Source organism: Devosia sp. (genome assembly GCF_965229025.1).
Classification (GTDB): Bacteria; Pseudomonadota; Alphaproteobacteria; order Rhizobiales; family Devosiaceae; genus Devosia_A.
In genome coordinates, this window is the sequence record NZ_OZ245853.1 from 26,589 (window position 1) to 53,004 (window position 26,416).

25 protein-coding genes are annotated in these 26,416 nt (G+C 62.3%); 11 read left to right on the forward strand and 14 right to left on the reverse strand.

Going from position 1 to position 26,416, the window contains the following annotated elements; translation table 11 throughout:
* The 4 genes from rhmD to ACO06J_RS00160 are packed head-to-tail and all read right to left on the reverse strand — an operon-like array spanning window position 1 to window position 3,216.
* Window positions 1-1,185 (reverse strand): L-rhamnonate dehydratase, encoded by a 1,185-nt coding sequence (gene rhmD / locus ACO06J_RS00145; protein ID WP_421758674.1) that lies wholly within the window; start codon window positions 1,183-1,185, stop codon window positions 1-3.
* A complete protein-coding gene (gene rhaM / locus ACO06J_RS00150; RefSeq protein ID WP_421758675.1) occupies window positions 1,182-1,499 on the reverse strand; it encodes an L-rhamnose mutarotase in 318 nt (105 codons plus the stop codon). Before rhaM ends, rhmD begins: the two co-directional genes overlap by 4 nt.
* 8 nt (window positions 1,500-1,507) lie before the next feature.
* A complete protein-coding gene (locus tag ACO06J_RS00155; RefSeq protein WP_421758676.1) occupies window positions 1,508-2,323 on the reverse strand; it encodes a FadR/GntR family transcriptional regulator in 816 nt (271 codons plus the stop codon).
* Window positions 2,324-2,334: 11 nt separating this feature from the next.
* Entirely contained in the window at window positions 2,335-3,216 is an 882-nt protein-coding gene (locus ACO06J_RS00160) for an amidohydrolase family protein (protein ID WP_421758677.1), read from the reverse strand.
* A gap of 163 nt (window positions 3,217-3,379) precedes the next feature.
* Here ACO06J_RS00160 and ACO06J_RS00165 point away from each other — a divergent pair, with 163 nt between their 5' ends.
* The 8 genes from ACO06J_RS00165 (at window position 3,380) to ACO06J_RS00200 (ending at window position 12,038) form a co-directional block, all read left to right on the forward strand.
* Window positions 3,380-4,414, forward strand: a complete 1,035-nt coding sequence (locus ACO06J_RS00165) for an aldo/keto reductase (protein WP_421758678.1) — start codon at window positions 3,380-3,382, stop codon at window positions 4,412-4,414.
* A 5-nt stretch (window positions 4,415-4,419) separates the two neighbouring features.
* Complete coding sequence (locus ACO06J_RS00170; RefSeq protein WP_421758679.1) at window positions 4,420-5,946, forward strand: sugar ABC transporter ATP-binding protein; 1,527 nt, start codon at window positions 4,420-4,422, stop codon at window positions 5,944-5,946.
* On the forward strand, window positions 5,943-6,932 hold the full coding sequence (locus ACO06J_RS00175; protein ID WP_421758680.1) for an ABC transporter permease: 990 nt from the start codon (window positions 5,943-5,945) through the stop codon (window positions 6,930-6,932). Before ACO06J_RS00170 ends, ACO06J_RS00175 begins: the two co-directional genes overlap by 4 nt.
* Entirely contained in the window at window positions 6,929-7,927 is a 999-nt protein-coding gene (locus tag ACO06J_RS00180) for an ABC transporter permease (protein WP_421758681.1), read from the forward strand. The genes ACO06J_RS00175 and ACO06J_RS00180 overlap by 4 nt, the downstream gene beginning before the upstream one ends.
* A gap of 44 nt (window positions 7,928-7,971) precedes the next feature.
* Window positions 7,972-8,970 carry a substrate-binding domain-containing protein gene (locus ACO06J_RS00185; RefSeq protein ID WP_421758682.1) on the forward strand — a complete coding sequence of 333 codons (999 nt, stop codon included), beginning with the start codon at window positions 7,972-7,974 and terminating at the stop codon, window positions 8,968-8,970.
* Window positions 8,971-9,031: 61 nt separating this feature from the next.
* Window positions 9,032-9,784: an SDR family NAD(P)-dependent oxidoreductase gene (locus tag ACO06J_RS00190; protein WP_421758683.1), complete on the forward strand. Its 753-nt coding sequence runs from the start codon at window positions 9,032-9,034 to the stop codon at window positions 9,782-9,784.
* Window positions 9,785-9,957: 173 nt separating this feature from the next.
* Window positions 9,958-10,683 (forward strand): response regulator transcription factor, encoded by a 726-nt coding sequence (locus ACO06J_RS00195; RefSeq protein WP_421758684.1) that lies wholly within the window; start codon window positions 9,958-9,960, stop codon window positions 10,681-10,683.
* On the forward strand, window positions 10,683-12,038 hold the full coding sequence (locus ACO06J_RS00200; RefSeq protein ID WP_421758685.1) for an ATP-binding protein: 1,356 nt from the start codon (window positions 10,683-10,685) through the stop codon (window positions 12,036-12,038). The genes ACO06J_RS00195 and ACO06J_RS00200 overlap by 1 nt, the downstream gene beginning before the upstream one ends.
* Before the next feature lie 16 nt (window positions 12,039-12,054).
* Here the strand turns inward: ACO06J_RS00200 and ACO06J_RS00205 are convergent, their stop codons facing one another.
* Window positions 12,055-12,789 (reverse strand): EF-hand domain-containing protein, encoded by a 735-nt coding sequence (locus tag ACO06J_RS00205; protein ID WP_421758686.1) that lies wholly within the window; start codon window positions 12,787-12,789, stop codon window positions 12,055-12,057.
* A gap of 211 nt (window positions 12,790-13,000) precedes the next feature.
* Here ACO06J_RS00205 and ACO06J_RS00210 point away from each other — a divergent pair, with 211 nt between their 5' ends.
* Window positions 13,001-13,822 carry an inositol monophosphatase family protein gene (locus ACO06J_RS00210; RefSeq protein WP_421758687.1) on the forward strand — a complete coding sequence of 274 codons (822 nt, stop codon included), beginning with the start codon at window positions 13,001-13,003 and terminating at the stop codon, window positions 13,820-13,822.
* Between the two features lie 467 nt (window positions 13,823-14,289).
* Here ACO06J_RS00210 and ACO06J_RS00215 read toward each other — a convergent pair whose 3' ends face one another.
* Genes ACO06J_RS00215 through ACO06J_RS00235 form a run of 5 tightly spaced genes read right to left on the reverse strand, consistent with a single transcriptional unit; the run spans window position 14,290 to window position 19,011 of the window.
* Window positions 14,290-15,123 carry a glycerophosphodiester phosphodiesterase gene (locus ACO06J_RS00215; protein WP_421758688.1) on the reverse strand — a complete coding sequence of 278 codons (834 nt, stop codon included), beginning with the start codon at window positions 15,121-15,123 and terminating at the stop codon, window positions 14,290-14,292.
* A 4-nt stretch (window positions 15,124-15,127) separates the two neighbouring features.
* Window positions 15,128-16,165, reverse strand: a complete 1,038-nt coding sequence (locus tag ACO06J_RS00220; RefSeq protein ID WP_421758689.1) for an ABC transporter ATP-binding protein — start codon at window positions 16,163-16,165, stop codon at window positions 15,128-15,130.
* 7 nt (window positions 16,166-16,172) lie between these two features.
* A complete protein-coding gene (locus ACO06J_RS00225; protein ID WP_421758690.1) occupies window positions 16,173-16,997 on the reverse strand; it encodes an ABC transporter permease in 825 nt (274 codons plus the stop codon).
* Window position 16,998: 1 nt separating this feature from the next.
* Window positions 16,999-17,865 carry an ABC transporter permease gene (locus ACO06J_RS00230; RefSeq protein ID WP_421758691.1) on the reverse strand — a complete coding sequence of 289 codons (867 nt, stop codon included), beginning with the start codon at window positions 17,863-17,865 and terminating at the stop codon, window positions 16,999-17,001.
* Window positions 17,866-17,868: 3 nt separating this feature from the next.
* Entirely contained in the window at window positions 17,869-19,011 is a 1,143-nt protein-coding gene (locus tag ACO06J_RS00235) for an extracellular solute-binding protein (protein ID WP_421758692.1), read from the reverse strand.
* 306 nt (window positions 19,012-19,317) lie between these two features.
* Between ACO06J_RS00235 and ACO06J_RS00240 the strand changes: the two genes are divergently transcribed.
* Entirely contained in the window at window positions 19,318-21,204 is a 1,887-nt protein-coding gene (locus ACO06J_RS00240; protein ID WP_421758693.1) for a DUF5054 domain-containing protein, read from the forward strand.
* A 184-nt stretch (window positions 21,205-21,388) separates the two neighbouring features.
* Complete coding sequence (locus ACO06J_RS00245) at window positions 21,389-22,180, forward strand: SDR family oxidoreductase (protein WP_421758694.1); 792 nt, start codon at window positions 21,389-21,391, stop codon at window positions 22,178-22,180.
* Window positions 22,181-22,334: 154 nt separating this feature from the next.
* On the opposite strand, the gene ACO06J_RS00250 is transcribed toward ACO06J_RS00245, so the two are convergent.
* The 4 genes from ACO06J_RS00250 to ACO06J_RS00265 form a co-directional block, all read right to left on the reverse strand.
* The gene (locus tag ACO06J_RS00250) at window positions 22,335-23,054 is read right to left on the reverse strand and encodes an ABC transporter ATP-binding protein (RefSeq protein WP_421758695.1); all 720 of its coding nucleotides are present in this window, start codon (window positions 23,052-23,054) and stop codon (window positions 22,335-22,337) included.
* On the reverse strand, window positions 23,051-23,902 hold the full coding sequence (locus tag ACO06J_RS00255) for an ABC transporter ATP-binding protein (RefSeq protein WP_421758696.1): 852 nt from the start codon (window positions 23,900-23,902) through the stop codon (window positions 23,051-23,053). The genes ACO06J_RS00250 and ACO06J_RS00255 overlap by 4 nt, the downstream gene beginning before the upstream one ends.
* Window positions 23,899-24,798 carry a nickel transporter permease gene (nikC, locus tag ACO06J_RS00260; RefSeq protein WP_421758697.1) on the reverse strand — a complete coding sequence of 300 codons (900 nt, stop codon included), beginning with the start codon at window positions 24,796-24,798 and terminating at the stop codon, window positions 23,899-23,901. Before nikC ends, ACO06J_RS00255 begins: the two co-directional genes overlap by 4 nt.
* A 307-nt stretch (window positions 24,799-25,105) precedes the next feature.
* Window positions 25,106-26,137: an ABC transporter permease gene (locus ACO06J_RS00265; RefSeq protein ID WP_421758698.1), complete on the reverse strand. Its 1,032-nt coding sequence runs from the start codon at window positions 26,135-26,137 to the stop codon at window positions 25,106-25,108.
* Window positions 26,138-26,416 lie beyond the last annotated feature (279 nt).

A 26,416-nucleotide genomic window follows, 5' to 3' on the forward strand; every position in this document is an offset into this window, starting at 1 on the left:
TCAGGCGACCGGGGCCAGCATGCTCCGGTCAGCCAGTTCCATGCCAAAACCTGGTGCATTTGAGAGTTTTAGCTTGCCGTCTTTCGGCATCTGCTCGCCTTCAAACAGGCTGCCGAATACCGGCTGGATAGTTTTACCGTCGGCGCTTGCTGCCACATATTCGCAGAAGGCAGGGCCGGTCTGGCTGGCGATGAACTGGTAGGAATAGGGTCCGCTGCCATGTGGCACGACCGGGATGTCGTAAGCCGAGGCGTGGGCCGCGATCTTGAGCAGTTCGGTCATGCCACCGACCCACATCACGTCTGGCTGCACGATATCAAGCGTGCGCTCCTCGATTAGTCGGCGGAAGCCATAGCGGGTATATTCGTGCTCACCGGTGGTCCACTTGACGTAGGGGTGGGCGCGCTTGATTTCGCGGAAGCCCTCGACGTCTTCGGGGGACAGGACCTCTTCCCACCAGTGGATATTGAGGTGCTTTGCAGCTTCGGCGAGCCGGATGGCGTAGTTGGCCGTGAGCGACATATAGCAGTCGACCATCAGAGGGAAATCGGGGCCGACGGCCTGCCGGTGCCGAGCAAGAAATTCGACGTTCTTGACGAGACCCTCTTCGCCCTCGAAATGGGAATGGGGCAGGGGGACCTTGGCGCCCCAGAAGCCGAGTGCCTTGATGGCGGTGGGCTCGGGGCCGGTGCAATAGAAGGTGATCTCGTCTCGGCTGAGGCCGCCAATCAGGTTATAGACGGGCTCCTTGCGCACCTTGCCGATCAGGTCCCACAGCGCCAGGTCGACCGCGCTGATCGCCATGATGGGCAGGCCCTTGCGGCCGTAGGGCAGCGACGAACGATACAGCTGATCCCAGATCATGTTGACGTTGCGGGCATCCTCCCCAATGAGGAAGCGGGCGAAGTGGTGCTTCACCATCCAGGCTGCGGGCGCCCCGCCGGAGCCTGTGGCGACACCGACTGTGCCGTCTTCGGTTTCGATTTCGACCACAAGAGCGCCGAGCACACCGATGCCCCAGCTGGAGCGCTTATCGCGATATTTCGGATAGCCCGACATTGGATTGGAGATCAGGGAATCCACCAGCCAGTGGCTTGATGTGCCTTGGTCGAAATAGGTCCCAGCTTTGGAACTGGGCGCAAGGGTGAAGACGCGGACGTCCTTGATGCGGAACGCTGTGCTCATGGCAGAAAGAACACGCGCTTCAGCGGCACCTGGGTGGGGACATTGTTGGCGTCTGTCTCCATCACATCCGCCATGTGTTTCCACCAGCGTTTCATGATCTCGGTATCGGGGAGCTTGGCCATAGTGTGGTTGTCGGTGCGGGTCAGGATGCCGAACAGGTGGTTGCTCTCTGGATCATGCCAGATGGTGTAGTCGGACACGCCAGCATCCTTGAGGGCATTGGCGAGTTCGGGGAAAATCTCGTCGTGGCGCTTCTCGTACTCGGCCGCCTGGCCTGGATTGAGGTTCATGCGAAAAGCGATGCGTTCGGACATGGGTCCCCTCACTGCGGCCGGCTGGCCATGGACTTGGATTGAATAGTGGTGTCGCGCACGTGCTCGAGATGGCTGCGATAGGCAGCCACTGCGGCCGCTGCGTCACCTGTCTTGATCGCCTGAGCAACCGCCACGTGCTGGCCGACGCTCTTGACGATGACGCCAGGCATCTCGCTGGCGAGGCGCCTGACGTCGAGGCCGAGGTCGTAGAGTCCCTGGGCCAGCGCAGCCAATAGCGCGTTGCCCGCACCAGTGTTGATCGCCTGGTGAAATTCGATATCGAGAAGGCGAAAGGCGACCGGGTCACCCTCGAAGGCGTGGCCATCGACGGCGAGCTTGAGGATACGCTGGCGCTGCTCTGGGGAGGCCCGTTCCGCGCAAAGCCGAACCAGTTCGAGATCGACTACAGTTCGAGCTTCAAACTGCTGGTGAACGTCATAGTCAGCCACCGCGAGCATGGTGTTGAACGGGGCGACGAGGCGGCTGGGGGAGAGGTCTGTCACCGTGTAGCGGCCGCCCTGCCGGCTCGCCAGCACCCCCATAAGGGTCAGCGCCTTCAAGGCCTCACGGAGCGGTGGGCGGGAGATACCGAATGCGATGCCCATCTGCTGTTCGGTCGGCAGGCGGTCACCAGTCTTGAGGTTACCTGACTTGATCATCGACAAGATGCGGTTGGCGACCTGTTCAGCGATTGAGCGCCGCTCCAGAGTGCCGCCGCCAAAGTCCTTGGCGGGTGTCTCCCGGCCCTCGGCCATGAGTTCAGCGATGGTATTGCCTGCTGCGAGGGCAGCGTCGCCTTTCATGTCACTGGCCGTCTTGCTCATGGTGCGGTGCCCTAAAGACTGAGGCGGTAGAAGGCGTTGGCGTTGTCGCGGTAGATCTTGCGCGTGTCGGTCTCGCTAAGACCCAGATCGGCAAAGGCGTTGTCGAGCACTTCGACCCAGCGCGGCATGGTCGTGGCCTGGAGGCATACGGGGTAGTCGCCGGCGAAGATGATGCGGTCTGGGCCGAACGTCTCGATCGTTGACGCAATGAACGGGCGGAGGTCAGCCTCGGTCCAGCGCTGTTTGTCGGCCTCGACCGGGAGATCGGAGAGCTTGATCCAGAAATTGGGGTGCTGGGCCAGTTCGTGGATGTCGTCGCGGTACTGCGCGATGGCGCCCGCCTTGATGCCGGGCTTGCCGCAATGATCGAGGATCAATGGCACGTTGGGGATGTGTCGGACGAACTCGCGGACGATGTCCATCTGCGTGTAGTTGACGTTGATCTCGAAGTGGTAGCCGAATTTTTCGAGGAGGTTCACGCCGTCTATGAATGCCGGGCTGAGGGTGAGGGCGCGGGGATCGGCATCGAATTCCACGATACGGCGGATGCCGCGCACGGTGGGGTGCTGCTCAGCCATCTGCGCCAGCAAGGGCTCCACGCGATGGCCCCATTCGAGGGGTGCCATGGGTACGATGGCCTTGATGCGCGGATCGCGCTTGGCCTCATCCTCAACGAATTTGATCTCTTCGATGTACTGGCCACCCGTCGGGGTGAAGTCGGCGTAACACTCCAGAAACACCATGGCTTCGACGTCCAGACCGCCCAGATCGCGGGCGTAATCTTCGACGTGATAATCCCGTGCGAACAGCGGGTTGCCCTCAAAGCCAGTGTATTTTAGCCGGCCGTGCTCGAAGATGTGCAGGTGCGTGTCGATGATCGGAAAATCGGGCATGGCGCTGTCTCCCACGCAGTCCGTCATGTGCTCTGACGGTTCCGCACGAGTGGCAGGTTTGGCCAGAAGAGAAAAACTTGTCAAACTAATTTTTGTCTGACAAGTTGCGACCAAGGCTGAGAGCGGATCAATCCGCCAAGGGACTTTGGGAGAGGCTCTGAAGGTGACTATCACTCTTGCGACACGCCGCCGGATTGCGTCGACTGCGCTGGAACTGCCGGTTTTCGGCTTTGGCAGTGCGCATCTCGGCGAACTTTACGGTAAGGTCGACGAGGCGCACTCGCGCGCCACTCTGGACGCGGCGTGGGATGCTGGTGTGCGCTACTACGACACCGCGCCCTGGTATGGCCGCGGTCTCTCTGAGCACCGGCTCGGCGGATTCCTGCGTACCATGGACCGCGGCAGTTTCCAGATTACCACCAAGGTTGGCCGCACGCTGCATCGGCCGAAGGACCCGTCGAATTTTGATCGCTCACCGTGGGTGGGTGGGCTGAATTTCGAGGTCAATTTCGACTATTCCTATGACGGCATCATGCGATCGTACGAGCAGGCGCTGCAGCGGCTGGCGCTCGACACTGTGGACGCGCTGGTGATCCACGACCTTGATGCGGGCTTTCACCTCGACAAGCAGGCCGGATACGAAAAGCAGCTGGTCGGCGGCGGGATCAAGGCGCTCGAGGAGCTGAAGAAATCCGGCGACATCCAGGCCTATGGCATGGGCATCAACAACAACGCGGCGCTGGAAAACACCGCGACGCTGGTCGACCTCGACTTCTGCCTTGTGGCCATGCCCTACACTTTGCTCGATCAGGCGAGCCTTCATGCCGGAATGGCGACGTGCCAGAAGCGCGGCATTTCTGTGATCATCGGCGCTCCGTTTGCCTCGGGCATTCTGGTTACGGGCTCTTCGGGCCCAGCGCACTACGCCTACGGTACGGCTTCGCCGGAAATCCAGGCGAAGGTCCGCGGCATTGAAGCGGTGTGCGCGGCGCACAAGGTCGCTCTGCCGGCAGCGGCGCTGCAGTTCGTGCTGGCGCACCCGATAGTTGCTTCGGTCATTCCCGGCGCGGCCCGGCCGGAAGAGGTGGTACAGAACATCGCGTCACTCCAGGCAGCAATTCCGGCCGCCTTCTGGTCCGACCTCAAGGCACAGGGGCTGATCGACAGCCAGGCGCCTGTTCCCGGCGCGGGGAACTGAGCCCGATGGCTGCGAACTCCGGCATCGATGCACAGGCGCCGCTGATTTCAGCGCGCGGCATTTCCAAGCAGTTCGCTTCGATCGAAGTGCTGCGAGATGTTGATCTGGACCTCAGGAAGGGCGAGATCCATGCGCTTTTGGGGGAGAACGGAGCGGGCAAGTCGACCTTCGCCAAGATCCTCGCCGGCGTGCATCGTCCTTCGCGCGGCACGCTGACCCTCAATGGCGTAGAGGTGCAGATTCCGAGCCCGATCGCGGCGCAGAAGCTCGGGATTTCATTGATCCACCAGGAGCCGATTTCGTTTCCCGATCTCTCGGTAGCCGAGAATCTGGTGCTCGGACGCACCGGCGGGTCGCTGCTCGGGCGGGTGCCATGGGCGGACATGACGCGTAACGCCAACCGGCTGATGGACCTACTCGGGGTCAGCATCAATGTCACGCGCCCGATGCGCGGACTCTCGATTGCAGACCAGCAGATGGTCGAGATTGCGCGCGCCATCGACAGCGATAGCCAGTTGATCATCATGGATGAGCCCACCGCGCCGCTGACACCCAAGGAGGTTGCGACGCTGTTCACCATCGCGCGGCGGTTGCGCGACGAGGGCCGGACCATCGTCTTCATCAGCCATCGCCTCGAGGAAGTCCGCGCGCTTTGTGACAGGGTCACCATCTTTCGCGATGGCAACAAGATCGAGACGGCGGCGATCACTGACCTGTCGGATGCGGAGATCATTCGCCGCATGATCGGGCGGCCGTTGAAAGAGTACATGCACAAGCAAGGTGCGACGCTGGGCGAGGTTGCCTTGTCGGTTGATGGCCTGTCGCTGCCCGGCACGTTCCAGGACATCAGTTTTGAAGTTCGCAAGGGCGAAATTGTCGGGCTTGGCGGCCTTGTTGGCGCTGGGCGCACCAATGTGGCGCAGGCGCTGTTTGGCGTGGTGCCTGCAGCGAGTGGGACAATCAAAGTCGAGGGCAAGTCGGTCGAAATTCGTGACCCTGACGATGCCATCGCGCTTGGCCTCGCCTTCGTATCGGAAGACCGGGCCGCCTCGGGCATTTTCCGCACTCTCTCGGTCGAGCAAAACATCACGGCTGCCATCCCCGGCAAGATTGCGCCGCGTGGCGTCATCCGCCGGTCGGTCGAAAAGGCACTGGGTGCAGACTCGATCAAGAAACTGCGTATTCGCCTTGCTTCGGCGCGCCAGCCGATCGGGGAGCTTTCGGGCGGCAACCAACAGAAGGCGATCCTTGCCCGCTGGCTGCTGACTGATCCCAAGATTCTCATTCTCGACGAGCCCACGCGCGGAGTGGATATCGGGGTGAAGGCCGAGTTCTACGAAATGATTGGTCAACTTGCAGCCGATGGTCGGGCGATCCTCTTGATCTCGTCTGAGTTGCCGGAACTGCTGGCGCTTTGTGACCGTGTTTTGGTGATGTCCGAGGGGCGGCTTACCGCCGACCTCAGCCGTACGGAAGCGACACAGGAGTTGATCATGCAGGCCGCGGTTCCGCGCCAGGGAGTAGCGGCATGAAGGCCTTGCGCTTCCTTTTGCTGCGTCGCGAAGCCGGCATTGCGGTGATGATCGTGCTGTTTTGCCTCGCTGTCGGTTCGCAGAAGCCGCAGTTCCTGACGCTCGACAGCCTGCGGATCATCCTGCTGCTCGTGCCGCTGATCCTGATCGGTGCGATGGGTCAGATGCTGGTGATCGTTGCCCGTCACGTCGACCTCTCGATCGGATCGATCCTTGGGTTCTCCGCCATGGTCACCGGCATGATGTTCAAGTTCTACCCGGACATCTGGTGGCCGCTGGGCTTTGTGCTTTCAATTGGTACTGGGGCGCTGCTCGGGCTGGTCAATGGTGCGCTGATCACGGCGTTCCGGCTGCCGGCGATCATCGTGACGCTGGGGACGCTCAACCTCTATCGTGGCCTCACCTACATCATTTCCAATGCCAAGCAGATCGACCGGCAGTTCGTGCCCTCGGCGCTCAAGTCGATGTCACAGACCTCGCCGATCCTTGGCATCCCGTGGATCATCTTCATCAGTTTTGGGATTGCCATACTGACCTATGTTTTCGTCATGCATACGAGGCTGGGCCGTCAGATCTTCGCTCTCGGCTCCAACCCTGTCGCGGCGCCGCTGCGCGGGATCGCAGTCAATCGCGTAACATTGCTGGTGTTCACTCTGTCCGGCGCGCTTTCCGGGCTAGCTGGCATCCTCTACGCCAGCCGCTGGGGCTTTGTGAATCCGTCCAACACCGGCTCAGGCTTCGAGTTCCAGGTCATTGCGGCGGTGGTGATAGGCGGGGTGTCGATCAATGGCGGCGTCGGCACGGTGCTCGGCACGGTGCTCGGGGTGCTGCTGCTCGGGTGTGTGGCGGCGGCGCTGCCATTGCTTGGGATCCCCGGCACCACGCAGAACGCTATCTATGGCGCGGTGATCCTCATTGCGCTGCTGATCGACCGGACCGTCCGGCGGCAGGGCATTGCCAGTCTCACCATGAGGGCTGGGTCATGAGCGCGACCGAAACATCGGCGACCGTCTCGCCGCGCGAGGCCGCACCGCCGAGGCCAATGTGGCAGGTGATCGTTATCCGTCCGGAAACGATGACGCTGCTGCTACTGGTCGTGGCGCTGTTTGCGGCCAGCCTCCTCTCGCCGTATTTCCTCGATGTCACCTACATCCTCAAGAGCTTCACGCTCTCGGCCGAGTTCGCCATCGTGGCGTTGGTGCTCACCATGGTGATCATCTCGGGCGAGATCGACCTCTCGCCGGCCGCCAATATGGCGCTTTCCGCGTGTCTGTTTGCGTTTGCACAGCAGCAGGGCCTGCCCATGCCGCTCGCCATTGGTGTGGGGCTGGTTTCTGGCTTGGTGATGGGCGCCATCAACGGCTTCATGGTCATCCGCCTCGAGATCCCATCGATCATCGTCACGATCGGCACGCTGACGCTCTATCGTGGCATCGCGCAGGTGCTTGCCGGCGACAAATCCATCCGTGTGCCGGACTGGTTCATCGGAATCAACAACGTGCTGGTGCTTGGCGTGCCGGTGCCGGTGATTGTCTTCATCGTGCTGTCTGTTCTTTTAGGACTGGTGCTCGGCACGACCATCTACGGGCGGCAGCTCTACCAGATCGGCACCAACGAGGTTGCAGCCCGTTATGCCGGCATCCGCACCAAGCGCATCAAGTTTGTGCTGTTCCTGCTGATGGGGCTGTTCAGCTCCGTCGCGGGCCTGATGACCGCGTCGCGTTTGGGATCGGTGCGCTATGATCTGGGGCTCGGCGGCGAGCTGCAGATGGTGCTGATGGCCATGCTGGGCGGCACCTACATCTTCGGGGGCCGTGGCAGCATTCTCGGCACGTTCCTTGCGGCGTGGCTGCTGGTCATCGTCTCGACCGGCATGACAGTCGCCAACGTCCTACCCGCAGTTCAACTGGTCGTTCTGGGCGTACTGCTCATCGTTGCGATCATCGCCACCAATCTCATCTATTCCCGCACCCAGAGGTAGCGGGCTATTCCGCCGGATAGAACCGGCTCCACCAGGAGGAATGAATGCTCAAGAGGACTTTTCTAGCTGGTCTCGCCTTCGGCTTGACCCTTGTTACCGGCGCTTATGCAGCCGATCCGGTCAAGATCGTCTATATCGGCAAGAACACCGGCAACCCGTATTTCGACAGCATCACGGGCGGTTTCCAGGATGCGTGCAAGTCGCTCGGCTGCGAGTTCGAGTTCGTTGCTCCGGCTACTGCTGAAGCGACCTCGCAGATCCCGTTCATCGAAGCGCAGATCCAGCGTGGCGTGAATGTGATTGCCATTGCCCCGAACAGCCCTGATGCGCTGAACCAGGTGCTCGATTCCGCCAAGGCCAAGGGCATTCTCGTCCTGACCGTGAACGGCGATCTCACCGGCAATGAAAGCCATCGCGACGCAACGATCCTGCCTACCGACTTCACCAAGGTCGGAGCGGACCAGGTCGAAATGGTTGGCTCGCTCATCGGCTATGAAGGCGAAATCGCCATTCTGTCGGCTACCACTGAAGCCCCCGACCAGAACAAGTGGATCGTGGGCATGAACGACACGCTCAAGAACGATCCGAAGTACGCAAAGATGAAGCTGGTTGCCACCGTCTATGGCGACGACCAGCCTGAGAAGTCGACCACGGAAATGGAAGCGCTGCTCTCCAACTTCCCGAACCTCAAGGGCGTGATCGCGCCGACCACCGTTGGTATCGCTGCTGCCGCTCAGGTCGTGCAGTCGCGTGGTATCGCTTCGACCGTGCATGTCACGGGCCTCGGCCTGCCGAGCGAAATGCGCGATTTCGTCAAGGACGGCACCGTGACGGCGTTCCAGCTCTGGTCGCCGTACAATGAAGGCTGGCTGGCGGCTCACTTCGCCGTTGGCGTCCTTGGCGGCACCATCAAGAACGAAGTTGGCGCCACCTTTGACGTGCCGAACCTCGGGACCAAGACCATTGATCCGAACAACTCGATCAATACCCAGGCTGGCCTGACGACGTTCGACGCCAAGAACATCGACGACTTCACGTTCTAAACCGATCTCAGGCGCCGGCTCCGGCCGGCGCCTGTCCTGCATTTATTCACGGACATTTCAGATGAACACCTATGACTTTGCCAATCGTCTCGCCATCATCACAGGCGGTGGCCAGGGCATCGGCCTTACCGTGGCTGACCTCATGCTCGCCAATGGCGGGTCAGTGTCGATCTGGGATCGTGACCAGAAATTACTTGATGCGCTCGATGCCAAGCACGGCAAGACCAGCAAGGTGCAGACGCTCAATGTCGACATCGGCGACAACGGCTCGGTGGAACACGCGACAGCGGAAGTGATGAAGCGCTTTGGGCGGATCGATGTGCTGATCAACAACGCCGCCATTGTCGGCCCCAACGCCCCGACCTGGGAATATCCGATCCAGGCGTTCATGGATGTGGTCCATATCGGACTCGTGGGCACGTTCCTCGTTTGCCGCTCGGTCGTGCCGCATATGATTGCTGCCAACTATGGCCGCATCGTCAACCTGAGTTCGGTGGCCGGCAAGGAGGGTAACCCCAATGCTCCGGCGTATTCCTCGACCAAGGCCGGAGTGCTGGCACTGACCAAGTCGCTCGGCAAGGAACTGGCGACCTACAATATTGCCGCGAACGCGGTGACTCCTGCGGTTGCCAAGACGACCATGGCGATGAGCCAGGCGCCGGACTTCCTCAAGATGATCCTCGCCAAAATTCCCCGTGGGCGCATGCTTGAGCTCAGCGAAGCGGCGTCGATGATCGCGTTTTTGGCTACCGAGGAAAATTCCTTCACCACTGGCGCCGTGTTCGATCTGTCGGGCGGCCGCGCCACCTATTAGCGTCGGGCTCGACTCTCTCGCTGCACCAAGGGGTGCGGCGATCTGTTGCTCAATGTTGCCACGGGCGCTGGGGCAATACTGGGTCACAAAATTCTTTGCTGGCTGGCAATTATTTGTCCTAGTGCTCACCTTGAGTTCACAAAGACCCAGCGACGTGAAGGAAAGACAGCGCCATGGCATCGTTGCCGCATGCCCTTGTGGTGGATGATGACCAGGAAATCCGGAAGCTGCTTGGCCGGTATCTGACAGAGCAGGGGTTCCGTGTGTCGCTGGCCGGTGATGGCCGGGAATTTCACGCGCGCATCGCCACTGAGAAATTCGATATCGTCGTTCTCGATGTGCTTTTGCCAGATGCGTCCGGGCTCGAACTCTGCCGCTTTCTGCGCCAGCGCGCCCCACAAATGCCGATCATCCTGGTGACGGCGCTGAAGGAAGAGGTCGACCGGATCATTGGTCTCGAAATCGGCGCCGACGACTACATCGGCAAGCCGTTTAGTCCTCGCGAGTTGCTGGCGCGTATGCGCGCCGTGCTCAGGCGCACCGCAGGGACGTCTTCTGCGCCGGTCCAGACCGGGGTCGTCTATCGGTTTGGGGGGCTTGTTGCAGACGTGATGTCACGCTCGGTGACGGCGGAAAACGGCGATGCCGTGGACCTCACCGGTGCCGAGTTTGAGTTGCTGCGGGTGTTTCTCGACCGGCCGGGGCGGGTGCTGTCGCGGGAACAGCTTCTCGACCATACCCAAGGCAGGGAGGCGGGGCCGTTTGACCGCTCCATCGACGTCCTGATGAGCCGCATACGCCGCAAGCTCGGCGCGGCGACGCAGGACGTGCTGTTCAAGACCGTGCGCAATGGCGGCTATCAGCTGGCAGTGCGGGTCGACAGCGAGCCGGTCAACTGATGCGCGGCCTCAGCGCAAAGATTGCCTTGATCCTGATTGCCTCGATCGTTGCTGTCGTTCTCGTGGCGACGCTGGCGACGGCCCTTGTGCTCAACACTGGCGAGTTCGACAGGCTGATGTCGCCGATGGCGCGCCACATCGTGATGACCACCGACATCCTGCTGCAGTCTTCGACTCCAGACGCGCGGCGGACCCCGCCGAGTATTGGCGATGGCCCGGGATCTAGCCCACTGGGCGAAAAGCGGCCGTGGGACTTCCCAGGCAAACCGCGCGAAGAGATCGTCAAGGACCTGCCGGCCGCTACTGTCAAACCGGACTTGTCCGTTGCGCTCCAGAAGGCCCTCAGCCGTGAGGGCGAGGACAACGAGGTCAAGGTGCTTGATCTGGGCGAAGGGGGTGACCCGGTCGCTGCACTGAAGCTCGATGATGGGCGCTGGATCCTGTATCCGTTCCCGAAGCCCATGCCGCTGCCGCCGCAATTGTGGTGGGGCCTTGGGGCTTGGCTGGTGCTGATGGTGATCGGGGTCGTGGCGGTGGCGCTGATCATGGCGCATCGGGTAACCCGCCCCTTTGTGATCCTTGAAAATGCGATCGCATCGGTGGGTTCTGACGGTATCCTGCCGCATACCCCCGAGGTGGGCTCCGGCGAGGCGCGCCAGACTGCGGCGGCTCTCAATGCCCTGTCCGATCGTCTCAAGGCGGCGATGGAGAGCCGGATGCGGCTGGTGGCGGCGGCTGGGCACGATCTAAGGACGCCGATGACGCGGATGCGGCTCAGGGCAGAGTTCTTGTCAGATGAGGAGCGTGCCAGCTGGCTGACGGATCTCGATGAGCTGGATGCGATCGCCGATAGCGCTATTCACCTCGTCAAGGAGGAGGGTGCTGGTGAGGACCGTGGTCCGGTTGAGCTGGATGTGCTGGTGCGGGAAACCGCCGCAGAACTTGCGGGTGCCAAGCTGCCGGTGGTGCTGCAGCATGTTGTGCCGGCGACGGTGATCGCAGGTCCGTTGGCACTGAGGCGGGCGTTGCGCAACCTTGTCACCAATGCTGCAACGCATGGAGGCGGCGCCCGCGTCGGCCTTGCGACCGAGGCCGAAGAGGCGAGGATCACCATTGAGGATGACGGGCCAGGAATTCCCGAGGCGCTGATTCCGCAGGTGTTTGAACCATTTTTCCGGGCCAGCCCGGCGCGTACGCAGACCATCAAGGGCGCAGGGCTGGGTTTGGCCATAGCCCGGGAGATCATCGAGCGCTTCGGCGGGACGATCGAGATCCGCAACCGCCCCGAAGGCGGGCTGGTGCAACTGGTGACGCTCAGGGTCGCGCCAGTCAAGCAGGCGGGTGGGGCGGCCTGAACCGCCCCACCGAGGATCATGCGGCCTGATCGAACAGCTTTGAAAGCGTCGTGAGCAGGTCGTCGCTGGTCTGGGTCTTGGTGCTGTAAGCGGATTTTGCCGCAGTAAGCAGGTCGAGCGCCAGCGAGTTGGAGTCGGTCTCTTCGTCCTCGGAACTCTTGTCCGGAGGTGGGCCGCCCGGAGGCGGACCACCGGGACCGCCCGGACCACCGCCGGGCGGTGGGCCACCCATCGGACCGTCGGCCATGGCGCTCTTGAGCGTATCGAGAAAGTCCGAAGACTCGGTAGAGGTGATCGAGCCATCGCTATTGCTGTCGATGGCCGAAAACAGCGAACTGATGTCGTCGGTGGACATGTCAGATGCAGAAGCGCTGGACGAGAATTCGTCGAGGCTGACTGATCCGGAACCGTCGGTATCAGTGGCCGCAAAGATGTCGTCGTTGCTTGGTGGTTGCATGCCACCAGCCATGAGCTGGGTCATGAACTGCATGGATTGACGCTGCTCTTCGAGCTTGGTGTCAAACGCGTCCTTCTCGTCGCTGGAAACCGAACCGTTCGAGTCGGTATCCATGGCCTTGAACAGCTGCTCTGCGCGTTCTGCGCTCTTGCTGTCCGTGGCCCCGCCGGGCGCACCCGACTTCAACTCTTCGAGCGAGATGGCCCCGCTCGAGTCACTATCGATGGAACTGAAACTGGGCGGCTGGAAGCTGCGCATGAACTGTGCGCCGCTACCTACGCCACTGATAGACATCAATGACCTCCTGTCAGCCGAGGATCGGCCTGTTAACGAGGGTGGCCAGTTTGGTTAATCGGCTCTTAACGCGCCTGCCTCGCTAGTAGTGTGCGGTTGCCCAATGTTGCGGTGGCCGTGATAGCAATGTTTCGTCACAAAAATGTCCGGACGTCCTCAGGCCGTCACAGGGGTGTGCTGTAAGTTCGTTGCACTAAAACGAGACCGATTCATGCCGTATGATACCGAGACTATCCTTGCCGATATGGTGACAATTGCCCGCGAGGCAGGGGCTCTGACCCTTGGCTATTTCAAGCGATTTCGCGAGCTTGAGATCGGGATCAAGGGGCCGGCGGATTTCGTGTCGGAGGCGGACAAGGAATCCGAACTGCTGATCCGGAAGTTCCTGTTCGAGCGCTATCCCCACTGGAGTTTTACCGGCGAGGAATTTCCCCCGGTGGACAAGGACGACCAGGAGTATCGCTGGCTGGTCGATCCGATCGACGGTACGACCAACTTCATCAACGGAATGCACTACACGATCTCGATCGCGCTGCGTCGCGGCAACGCGACGGTTGCTGGCGTGCTCTACAACCCGCCTGCCGATGAGATGTTCACCGCCATCAAAGGGCAGGGGAGCTTCATGAATGGCGAGCGGCTCCAGGTGAGCCAGCAGGTCGATATCGGGCTGATGACCGTGGGGACCGGGCTGCCGACGCCCGGGCTGTCGCTCTATCCAGGCTCATACCAGCGTCTCGACGCGATCCGGGCGCCGATTGGTGCGGTACGCATTGTAGGGAGCGCCGCCAATTCCTGCGCCTACGTGGCGATGGGGCGGTTGACCGGCTATTACGAGGAAACCGGCTTTGTCGATACGGCTGCGGGTATCCTGTTTGTCGAGGAAGCGGGCGGCATCGTCACCGACTGGTGGGGCCGGGGACCGGAGTTTTATGAGCAGACCGGCGCGCTGATTGTTGCCAACAGGGCGACCCACGCTTTCCTGATCGAGCACCTCAAAGACGTGCCGATGAAGGAGCCTGATGCTGCGAGCTAACCCGGGGACCTCTAGATTGTGCGCCATCTGCCGATCGCGGCGCGTGCTGATGCGTCCGACAGCGATGACGCTTCGGAGTTTTCAAAGAGCCCTGCCACTTGGCAGGTCGAGCGGGGACCGGCGCGGCTGGGGCCAACGCGGGTAGTCCGCAATATGAACGGCCGTCGCCGCGCCGGTCCGATCGAGGTCTTTGTGAGACCCGCTGACAAAAGGGAGCGTACTGGCTGGCGCTCTACACGACCTGTTACCAGGACGGTACCTGACCAGTCGGTCGGTTGCTCATGCCAGGGACCCGCCATGGGACGACTCCCATGACCCCCGATATTCCCCGCCGTTCGTTCGTCGCGACCGCCGCTCGTGCGGAGAACAACAGCACAATAGCATTGCCTGATGCGGCGGGGATAAGTGGTACCAAGTCGCTGATCTGACAGATGTTCGTCCGGCAGCAGCGAGCCGGGACTCTGGCCTCAGCCCAGCGCCGCAGACAGCCCCTCAGGATCGTCTGTGGTGATCTGATCGACGGCAAGTGCGAGCAGCCGGTTGGCGATCGCCACGCCAGCGTCGTTGCTGCGGTTGATGGTGTAGGCATCGATGCGTTTGCCGGTAGCGTGGAAGGCGGCGACGATGTCGAAGCCCGCGTCCGCGGCGCCAAGCACCAGTTCGTAGGCGAGATAGATCATTTCCGCACGGGGCGAGGCCTGCAGGGCGTCAGCAACGAAGCCGGTGAAATCGCGGGTACGGGCCAGCTCTTCAAGCGCTCCGTCGTGGCAGGGATCGTAGCCGACCTTGAGCCCCGGCGTCGCGTCAGTCAGGTGCTTGACGGCTGCGGCATCGCCGGCGCTGAGGATCATGTTGCGGGCAACGGGACCGACTGCGGCAACGAAGTTCGCAACGGTCGCCGCGTCGAGGGCTGCTGCGTTCTCCTTGAAGTCGAGTTGCAGCAAGGCATCGGGGTGCGGCGGCGTTTCGACGAGGAATGCTGCGAGATCCTCCAGCAACATAACCTTGTCGGCGATCGGCTGCCCGGCATTGTCGCGCAGGTTCAGGGTGCGCAGCACGGCGGCGCTGGTTTCGCGCACCTTGCCGGTGCCAGTGGTGTCGTCATCGAGTATCAGGTCGTGGAGCACCGCGAGGCCATGATCGGCATGGATCACCAGATCTACTTCAACGCTGGCACCCAGTGCCATGCCCTCGAGGATCCGGCGGCCGGTGAACACGGGGTCAGCGAAGAAGCGACGACCCCGATGCCATTTGAAGAAAGTGCGGTGCCCGTTTCGGGTGATCTCGATGGCGTTGCTCATGGGATCAGGCACTCCGGTAGATTGCTGCGTCGTCGCGATATACGGCGAAGGCCCTGGGCTGCAAGGCGATGCGCTGCCCGGCCTGCCATTGCCTAGCGTCGGTGACCATGGACTTCAGCCGCACGGCGTCTGGCAGATCGATATCGATGATGGCGTGGGTGCCGAAATCGGTGACGCGATGGATGCGGGCGGCGCTTTCGCCGTCGGCAGGAACAATCCCCAGTGCCTCGGGACGAACCGCAAGAATTGCCACCCCATCAGCGACGGGAACCGGCACAGTGAAGCCGTTGTGCGCGAAGACACTGCTGCTGATCTTGCCATCAACCAGGTTCATCGAGCCGATAAAGCCGGCAACGAAGGGCGTAGCGGGTTCGCGGTAGAGCAAATCCGGGCGCGCTGCCTGCTCGGTCTTGCCATCGCGCATCACCACAATGCGGTCGGCGAGCGCCAAGGCTTCGTCCTGTCCGTGAGTGACGAACAGCGTGGTGATCCTCAACCGCTGCTGGATATCGCGGACCTCCTCACGCAGCCGTTCGCGCAGGTGCTGGTCGAGGCTGGCGAAGGGCTCGTCGAGGAGCAGGATCTTGGGCTCGAGCACCAGCGAGCGGGCGAGGGCGACGCGCTGCTGCTGGCCACCCGAAAGCTGGGTGGTGAGCCGCTTGCCATAGCCGCCGAGGCCCACCAGTTCGAGCACGGCTTCGACCTTGTCGCGAATGTCGCGGGCGGGGAGGCGCCGCAGTTTCAGCCCGAAGGCGAGGTTGTTGAAGACGTTCATGTGGGTCCAAAGCGCATGGCTCTGAAACACCATGCCGGTGGGACGCTTTTCGGGAGGAAGGTGGATGACCTCTTCGCCGTCAATGAGGATCGAGCCCGAGGTCGGGGTCTCAAAACCGCCAACCATGCGCAGAAGTGTCGACTTGCCTGAGCCGGACGGACCAAGCAGGCAGACGAGTTCGCCGTCGGCGACTTCGAGGGTGAAACTGTCCACGGCGCGGGTGGTGGAAAAGAGCTTCGAGACGTTGGAAATGGAGAGTTTGGACATGGTTCTTTCAGCCCCCGAAGCCGCGGGCAAAGCTGCCGGAATTGACGACGCGCCGGGTGAAAACGAGTGCGATCAGTGAGGGGATCCAAAGCAGCACCGAGAGCACGGCGCCATACTGGATGACGGGCTGGTTGTTGATGAAAGTGATCATCAGCACCGGCATGGTGCGAATCTGCGGCGCACCGATCAGCCAGGCGCCCTCGGTTTCGTAGAAGGTGCCGACAAAGCTCAGAAGCAAGGCCGCAAAGATGGTGGGGGCGGCCTGCGGCAGGGTGATCGACCAGAACACCCTCAGGGGCCCGGCGCCGGCGTCACGGGCGGCCTCTTCCATGCGGCGATCAACGGACTGAAACGCCGAGACCGGAATCCAGATCATGAACAGGAGCGTCCCGACCAACTGGATCAGCACCACGCCCCAGAAGGTGGCGATGAGATTGAGCTGGAGGAAAATCGCGGCGATGGTCACGAGGAGGCCGAACTTGGGGAAGGCCTGGCCGGCGAGAAACGAGAAGAACAGGATGTTGCGGCCCGGAAAATCGAGACGCGCAAAGGCATAGGCTGCCGGAAGGCAGATGAGGGCTGACAGCGCGGTGACGACGGTCGCCAGTTCGATCGAGGTCAGGAGCGCATTCCACACGTCGGCGCGGGCGAGCGTCAGTTCCCAGAATTTGAGGCCAACCTGCTGGGGCCATAGCGATGGATAGCGCCAGACATTGGAGAAGGACCAGGTGACCACGATCAGCATGGGCACGAGGATCACGAGGGTGAGGACCACCCCGAGTGAGAGCCCGATCCAGTCAGTCTTGCGGGCGGCGCGGGAGGGATTGGCCATGCTACTTCCCCCGGTTCTTGGCGATGGAGTAGACATAGAACAACCCGAAGAAGAGGCAGAAGCCCATGACGATGGTGGCCTGGGTGATGGCCATGTCGGGATTGCGCAGGGCCGAGAAGGTGCGCTGCATGAAGGGGCCCATCATTTCGGGTGAAGCGGGGCCGAGCACGTAGGGCAGGGTGAAGGCTGAGAACAGCCCGAGCATGGTGAGCGAGATCACCACAGCGATCGAGGTCCAGAGCCTGGGCAGGATGATGTACCAGAACAGGGCCAGCGGTCGCGCGCCGACATCGCGTGCCGCCTCCACCGCTTGATCGGTGACGCTGCCGAGGCCCGACACGAGGATCAGCACAGTGAGCGGGATATTGTCCCAGACGAGGCCGATCACCGGGCCCCAGACCGTCAGGTAGGGCGACTTGAACTTGGGCAAGGCCAGCGCGTTGAGCACCATGTCCACACTGCCGTTGGGGCCAAGGACGCGGATGAAGGCGAAGGCGAGAATGATCGAGGGCACGAACATGGGAAACATCGCCATGGTCTGCACGTAGGTAGCCAGAGTGCCCTTGGCAAAGCGCAGGTAGAGCGCCAGCGGAATGCAGATGGCGATGAGGATCGCTGTGGTCACCACGCAGGTCCAGATGGTGACCTCGAGGTTGGCGACGCTGTAGGGATCGGAAAAGAAGGTGGTGAAATTGTCAAAGGACAGGCGCTGCGTGCCATCGGCCGCGCGCGGAAATAGAGTTGAGGCGACGCCTGAGATGATCGGCCAAATCGTCATCCAGGCAAGCAGCAGCGCGGGCACAGCAACGAGCAGGAGGCCGATCAGCCCCCTGCTCGTCGAGACCCCTTTTTGGGGGCGGGACGTCATGGCTTACGCGTTGCGATCCACATTGGGGGCCACGTTGCGATACCAGCCGTCGTTGATCGCCGAGTCCCAATCGCCGCCGGGGAAGGTCGGGATCGAGGATGGGACAACCGCCTGATACTTCGCGCGCAGATCAGCCGAGACATAGTCCCAGCCAACGCCGGGGAAGCCGCCGAGTTCGGTGATAATGGCGGACTGGATTTCTTCGGTCAGGACGAAATCGGCCAGTTTCAGGGCTGCGTCCTTGTTGGCGCCATTGGCGAACACGATGCTGCGGGCGAAACCGCCGCAGAAGGCCAGATCGGTGAGTTGGAAGAGCGCAGTGGTCTCAGCCAGCACGCCGGTCGAGATGCCCTGTAGGGCCATGTCGGACCAGGCCGGGATCATGGCAACAGCGCCCTGGCCGAGCAGCTGGAGCGACGGGGTGTTGCCGGCAGTGTAGGCGCCGCCTTCGAACAGTGACGGCGCTAGATCCTTGAGCAGTTCCCAGGCCGGAGTCAGGAGCTTTTCGGCGTTCTCGGCCGAGAAGTTGTCCATGGTGAAGACCTTGGGGTCGCGGCCGTTCACTTCGTGGATGGCGCGGCGGACGAAGTTGCCGCCCGAACCGCCCTTGTCGGGACGGTTGTAGATAAACTGGCCAGGGTTCGCCTTGATCCATGTGATGAGGTCAGCAAAGGTCTTGGGCGCATCGGCGGCCGCGAGCTTGGTGGTGTCGTGAGCAAGGAGCACCTGGCTGCCGCGATAGGGAACGGCGAAATCGGTCTCGATGGCGAGCGGGTTGACCTTGGACCAGTTGGTCAGTGAGTCCTTGAGGTTGGCGTAGAGGCCAGCTTCCATGGCGCCCTTGGGCGAGAGCGGATCGCCCTGCTCGATGAAATCGGCCTGGGGGTCGGTCTTGGTCTGCAGCGCCGCGAGGGCGCGCTGGGCAATGGCGTCCATGCCGTCGCCGGCGTCAACCAGGTTCAGCGTGATGCCGGGATTGGCGGCCTGGAACTTGGGCGCAACGGTGTTGGTCCAGAAGTCGAGGATGTTGGTGTCGGAGTTGGTGTACCAGTCGATCTTGCCGGCTTCGGCCATGGCCATGCGGGGCAGAAGGACCATGCCGGCGGCAACGCCACCAGCCGAGATCATGAATGCGCGACGCTTCATCGTTTTTCTCCGTGATTGCCACGGACCATCCCGCGGCGCTGAAAAATCGATGCCCGCCTCCGGGGTACAGATCGCTGAGCGTCAGTCCGCAGGCCGGCAAAAACAGAACGGACATTCCATCCGACGATCTTCCGCAGAACTCGTTCCACGGAAGATTTGTCCGGCATAAACCCCAGTTCGATGACACGCTCATGAACCCGGCCTGGGTGGTGGGACCGCTATCGCAGCCGACTGAATCTGGTAGGTAGGAGGCGCCGAGTTCCGCGCTGGGCCGCGGGTTTGAGTATTGCCGAGGGGGGCGCCGTCGTGAGCGAAGAGATCATCCACGTTGTGTTCAAGACGCACCTGGACATTGGCTTTACCGATCACGCTGCCAAGGTGCGGTCGCAGTATCACGAGCGGTTCATTCCACAGGCGATTGAAACGGGGGCACACTTTTATCGCGAGGATAGTGCGGCGCCGAAGTTCATCTGGACGACGGGGGCGTGGCTGATCTGGGATCATCTGACGACGCAACCGCCAGATAAGGTGAAGCGTCTGGAACAGGCGATTTCCCGGGGACTGATCCGTTGGCACGCGCTACCGTTCACCACGCACTCGGAGCTGATGTCGCCCGCTTTATTTCGCGCTGGGCTATCCTTTTCTCAGGAGCTCGATGCGCGATTTGGGGTGCAAACGACAGCGGCAAAGATGACAGACGTGCCGGGGCACACGATAGGAATCGTGCCCCTGCTCGCCGAGGCGGGGGTGAGATTTTTGCACCTCGGGGTGAATTCAGCCTCGCCGGTGCCCGATGTGCCGGATGTGTTTGTCTGGCGCGCACCGGATGGGTCCGAAGTGGTGGTGATGTACCAGAAGTCCTATGGGGCGACGCACTTTCCGGATGGGTTCAGCGAGGGGCTGAGCTTTGCGCATACCAACGACAATATGGGACCGCAGAGCGTGCCGCAGACGGCGGAGGCGTATCGCGAGATTGCGCATCAGCGGCCTGAGGCGCGGCTGATGGCATCGACGCTTGACGCCTATGGGGAACTGCTGTGGGCGCGGCGGGATGAGTTCCCGGTGGTCGATATCGAATTGGGCGACAGCTGGATTCATGGCAGCGCATCGGACCCGACCAAGACGGCGAAGTTCCTGGCGTTGCAGCGGGTTTTCGACGGATGGGCGAGCGAGTTGACGCCGCAGCGGCTGGCGTTTGGCCGCGGGCTGACGATGGTGGCCGAGCATACGTGCGGGGTCGATATCAAGTCGTACCTAAGGGACGAGACCGGGTGGGACCGTGCGGTGTTCGAGAGGTTGCGGCGGGAGGATCACCGTTTCGCCTACACCGAAGCGAGTTGGGCGGAGCAGCGGGAGTATCTGGAAAGAGCCGTAGCCGAACTGGAGAGCGATGATCGCGCGTTGGCGGATACTGCGCTCGCGGACCTTGAGGGTGAGCCCGAGACGGAGCTTGGCGGGTGGGCAGTGGTCACCGACCCTGAGACGGGCGACGTTGCAAGCGTTCGAAGCCCGAAAGGCGTTGTACTACAAGGGGCTGGAGGCAGTCTGATGGGGTATCGCTACGAGACGTACGACGCCGTCGATGTCACCTCCCATCTCGACACCTATCTGACGCAGCGGCCGGAATGGGCGTTGTTGGACCATGCAAAGCCGGGTCTGGAGAGGGCTGCTACGGCGCGATCGGCTGTCTTTGTGCCCAAAGCGGCAGGCGGCGAATTGCGGCTCGATCGCGAGGCGCATGAGCGGCTTGGTGGGCCGGACAGCGTTCGTTATATTTATCGTGCGCTGGACGATGAGCGCCTGGAGATTTCGGTTTGCATGCGGGGCAAACCCGCCAACAGGATGCCGGAAGCGAGCTTTTTTACATTTACACCAGCGGGTTACGAGGTCTGGGAGTATTGCAAGATGGGGGTGTGGCAGCCGGGGGACCGGGTTGCATCTGCGGGTGGCGGGCAGTTGCAGGCGGTGACGGCGGTGCGCTCGGGGGCGATCCAGTTGCATCCGCTGGATACGCCGTTGGTGGGGCCTGCCAGGAGCCCGTTCATGCCGTTCAACCGTGAGCCGCCTGATCTTTCTGGTGGACTGAGGTTCAACATTCACAACAACAAGTGGGGGACGAACTTTCCCATGTGGTGGGAAGGTGATTTGATCGCCCGGTTTGTGCTTTCAGTTGGGCAAACCATCTCCTTATAACGTGTTATGACAAAATACATAACGCGTTATATAAACTGCTGAAAGAAGAGCGCAAGGCGAACGAGTTCCTCGGCAAGTCATTCTGAATAAACGGAGTTGTGGGAGCCTTGGGCATTGCGGCGGGCGCGAGTTCGGGGCAGATTTGGTGGGTACAATGCCCAGCGCGCATGAGAGGACGATCGGAATGAGTGGCCAGTTTGCGGGGAAGGTCGTTGCGGTCACGGGCGCGGCGGGGGGGATTGGACGGGCGTTGTGCCGGTTGCTGGCTTCGGAGGGGGCGAGCATTGCCGCGCTGGACCGCAGTGACAAGGTAATGGACTTTGTCGAGGAGCTCCGGGCGGGCGGTGCGAAGGCGGCCGGCGTGGTTGTCGATATTGTTGATTCCAAAGGGATTTCTACCGCGTTTGCGGAGCTGCGGGCGGCGCTTGGGCCGATCGATGTGCTGGTCAATAATGCAGGGATTTCGAACCATCCCAAGATCGCGCTGACCAGCCCGGAGCAGTGGGAATCGGATGTCGCGAGCAATTTGAACGGGGCCTATAACTGCATCCATGCGGTGCTGCCGGGGATGGTTGAGCGGAAATCTGGTAGTATTATCAATGTGTCATCGGTCAACGGACTGACGGCGCTGGGTGACCCGGCCTATAGCGCGGCGAAGGCGGGGATGGTGGCGCTGACCAAGGCGGTGGCGGTCGAGTATGGGCCGGTGGGTATCCGCGCCAACACCGTGCTGCCGGGTACGGTGCGGTCGCCGATCTGGGACGAGCGGTCGAAGAAAAACCCTAAGGTACTGGAAACATTGGCACGTTGGTACCCGCTGGGGCGGATTGTCGAGCCGCTGGAAGTGGCGAAGGTGATCGCGTTCCTCGCCTCGGATGCTGCCAGTGCGGTGACCGGAGTGGCGCTGCCGGTCGATTGCGGGCTGATGGCCGGCAATGGCGTGATGGCGAGCGAACTGACGGTCGAGGGCTTCTAGGGCAGGATTGCGTTTGGTTGAAACGCACTCCCGCTCCAAATGTTTTTCTTGTCACGAGATCGAACCGGAAAAGTCTGCAACTTTTCCTGATCTCGCTCCGCCGCATTTCAACCAAGCGGATGAACAGCTTCTGAAGGGGTTGGCGGTGGGCTGCTCAGCTCGCGGCGACCAGTTCGCTCGTGTAGCTGGCGCTGAAGGCGCGGGCGCGAAGTTGCTCGCGGGTGAGCGTCTCGACCATTTCGGCATTGCGCATCACCATGAGGCGTTCGCACATGTAGGAAATGACCGCGAGGTCGTGGCTGACGATGACGAAAGTGAGGTTCAGTTCGCGGCGGAGGCGGTTCAGGAGATTGAGGATTTCGGCCTGGATCGAGACGTCGAGGGCGGAGGTGGGCTCGTCGAGCAGCAGGATCTTGGGGCTGAGGGCGAGTGCGCGGGCGATGGCGACGCGCTGGCGCTGGCCGCCGGAGAGTTCGTGCGGGAAGCGGAACTGGAATTTTGCTCCGAGCCCGATGAGATCGAGCAGCTCGGCGGTGCGGCGCTCGGGGTTGGGGAGGCCGTTGATTTTCATCGGCTCGGCGATCTGCTGGCCGATGACGTAGCGCGGGTGGAGCGAGGCGTAGGGGTCCTGGAAGACCATCTGGGCGAGGCGGGCGAGTTGCTTGCGCGGCAGCTTGCCGGTGTCGCGGCCATCGACGGTGATGGAGCCGGTCCAGGTCTTGTTGAGGCCCATGATGGTGCGGAGGATGGTGGACTTACCCGAGCCGCTTTCACCGACGAGGCCGAAGCTCTCGCCTTCGGCGACGGTGAACGACACGTCCTTGACGGCGGTAGACGGGCCAAAAGTGACGGTTAAGTCGCGAATTTCTATCACAGGTCTGCTCCTCGCCAGCTGTCTTCGCGCTGGAGGGTGGGGAGAGGATCGAGGGCGCCGTCGATCGAGGGGAGGCAGGAGAGGAGACCACGGGTATAGGGGTGGGTCGCCTGCTCGAGGCGATCGGCCCAGAGGGTTTCGACGATCCTGCCGGCATACATAACGATAACGCGGTCGCAGAACTTGGAGACCAGCCGCAGGTCGTGGCTGATGAAGATCAGGCCCATGCCGCGGCGGGTGACCAGCTCATCGAGGATGGAGAGCACCTGGGTGCGGACGGTGACGTCTAGGGCGGAGGTCGGCTCGTCGGCGATGAGCAGATCGGGTTCGCGCACCACCATCATGGCGATCATGACACGCTGGCCCATGCCGCCCGAGAGCTCATGCGGATAGAGCGCGAAGACGCGTTCGGGCTCGCGGATGTGGACGGCCTCGAGGGTGCCGAGGGCCTGCTTTTTGGCATCGGTGCCGGAGATATGGTGGTTGCCGATGCGGATGGCTTCGACGATCTGGCTGCCGACGGTCATGACCGGGTTCAGCGAGAACTTTGGATCCTGCAGGATCATGCCCATGCGGCCGCCGCGGAGCGAACGGCGCAGTTTTGGCGAGGCGGTCCTGAGATCAATGCCGTCAAACTGCATGCGGTCGACGCTCATCTTCGCATAGGGCGGCAGGACGCCGAGGAGGGCGCGGCCGGAGAGCGATTTGCCCGAACCCGATTCCCCGACGATGCCGAGCTTTTCGCGGCCGAGCGAGAAGCTGACGCCACGCACGGCTTCGGCATAGGTGCCTTCGTCGGTGCGGAAGGCGATGCGCAGGTTTTCGATATCGACGAGATTGTCGCTCATTGGCGCTGCCTCAGGTGCGGATCGAGCAGGTCGCGCAACGCGTCACCCAGGAGGTTGAAGCCGAGGCTGACGGTGAAGATGGCGATGCCGGGGACAGTCGCCACCCACCACTGATCGAAGATGAACTTGCGGCCGGTGGAAATCATGGCGCCCCACTCGGGGAGTGGCGGCTGGGCGCCGAGGCCGATGAAGCCGAGCCCGGCGGCGGTGAGGATGATGCCGGCCATGTCGAATGTCATGCGGACGATGACCGAGCTGAGGCACATCGGCATGACGTGGAAGACGATAATGCGGAACTCGCTGGCGCCGGCGAGGCGGGCGGCGTTGACGTAATCGGAATTGCGCACCACCAGCGCCTCGGCGCGGGCGAGGCGGGCGTAGGGCGGCCAGGCGGTGAGCGTGATGGCGATGGCGGCGTTGACGATACCGGGCCCGAGTGCGGCAACGAAGGCGAGGGCGAGGAGCAGCTTGGGGATGGCGAGGAAGATATCGGTGATGCGCATGAACACCACATCGACCCAGCCACCGAGCGTGCCCGAGACGGCGCCGATCACCAGCCCGATGGGGGCGGAGGTGACGATGACGAGGGCGACGATGAGGAGCGTGAGGCGGGAGCCGTAGATGACGCGCGAGTAGATGTCGCGGCCGAGTTCATCGGCACCGAACCAGTAGGTGGCGTTGGGCGCGGCGAGGCGATCGGTGAGGGTGGGGAGGTATGGATCGTGCGTCGCGAGCCACGGCGCGAAGGCGGCGCAGAGCAGCAGGGCGATGACGATCACCAGCCCGACGACGCCCAGCGGGTTGCGGAGGAAGCGGCGGGCGAAGCGTTTGAACTCGGCAAGGCGGGCGGCGCGGATGGCGTGGCGGGGATCGGTGACTGGATCGGCGAGGGTCATGGCATCAGTCTTTCTGGTGCCGAGGCAGTCGGCATCGTCCCGTTGGCAACAAGGAAATCGGGCGTGATCGGGATGTATGAAGGTAAGGCCCCCTCACCCGGCCCTTCGGGCCGACCTCTCCCCCCAGGGAGAGGTGACGAGGCGGCGCGATCGTGCCCTAGCGCACCTCTCCCTTTGGGGGAGAGGTCGGCCGAAGGCCGGGTGAGGGGGCCTTCTGCTTCAACTGCGGTCACTCCACCTGCAAAGGTGGGGGCCTTGCAGCCCCGCAAGGGGGAGGGAGACGACTGCAGCATTTTGCGTTTTGCCATCATCCTACCCGCCGTGCCCGGGGGTCGAGCGTGCGGTAGAGCACGTCGGACAGCATGTTGAGAAAGACAAAGACCACGCCCACCAGCAGCGTGCCGCCGAGGACGGCGTTCATGTCGGCGGCAAAGAGCGAGGAGTAGATGTAGTTGCCGATGCCGGGCCAAGAAAAGATGGTTTCGATCAGCACCGAGCCTTCGAGCAGGCCGCCATAGCTCAGGGCAATCACCGTGACGAGCGGGATGGCGGCGTTGCGCAGCGCGTGGCCGACGACGGCGCGGAACTCGCTGGCGCCCTTCAAGCGCGCGGTCAGCACGTATTCGCGGCTGAGCTGATCGAGCATCACCGAGCGGGTCATGCGCGAGATGTAGGCGAGGCTGTAATAGCCGAGCAGCAGGGCCGGCAGGGTCATGTGGCTGATGGCGTTAAAGAAGATCTCCCACTCACCGGCGAGCGCGCTGTCGATGAGGATGGAGCCGGTGATGCGATCAACGGTGCCGACGAAGAAGACGTCGAGCTGGCCGGGGCCAGAGACCCATTCGAGGAGATAGTAGAAAACGAAAAGCCCGACGAGGCCGAGCCAGAACACTGGCACCGAATAGCCGATGAGGCCGACGACGCGGATGACGTGATCGGGCCATTTCTCGTGCCAATAGGCTGACGCGACGCCCATGGGAACGCCGAGGGCCACGCCGATGAGGAGGCCGATGGTCGAGAGTTCGAGGGTGGCGGGAAAGAAATTGAGAAGATCGGTCAATACCGGGCGATTGGTGGCAAACGAGGTGCCGAAATCGCCACGGAGGATCTTGGTGAGATAGCCCCAGAACTGCTCGTAGATGGGGCGATCGAGGCCGAGTTCGAGGAAGACGCGATGGTAGACATCGGGCGTGGCCTTCTCGCCGACGATTTTCAGCACCGGATCGATCGGGATGACGCGGCCGATGAAGAAGGTGAGCGCGGCAAGGCCGAGCAGGGTGACGCCGACGGTAAGCAGCCAGGCGGCGATGCCGGTGAGGAGGCGGAGGGGGCGGGTCATCGGAGGACACCGACCTGCCTTCTCCCCTTGTGGGAGAAGGTGGCGCGAAGCGCCGGATGAGGGGTTCGCATCGCATTCGCGATGCGCGATCCGAGCGAAGTGAGGAGCGATGGGAGCGTGTGGAGAGAACCCCTCATCCGCCCTTCGGGCACCTTCTCCCACAAGGGGAGAAGGCAAGGGGTGCCTGGCTCTAGCGCACCGATAGCAGTCGGCTTGCGGCGTGAGGCAGGTCGTGCTGGCTGTGAGGTCGGGGAGGCTGGCACGCGCGGGGGCCTTGAA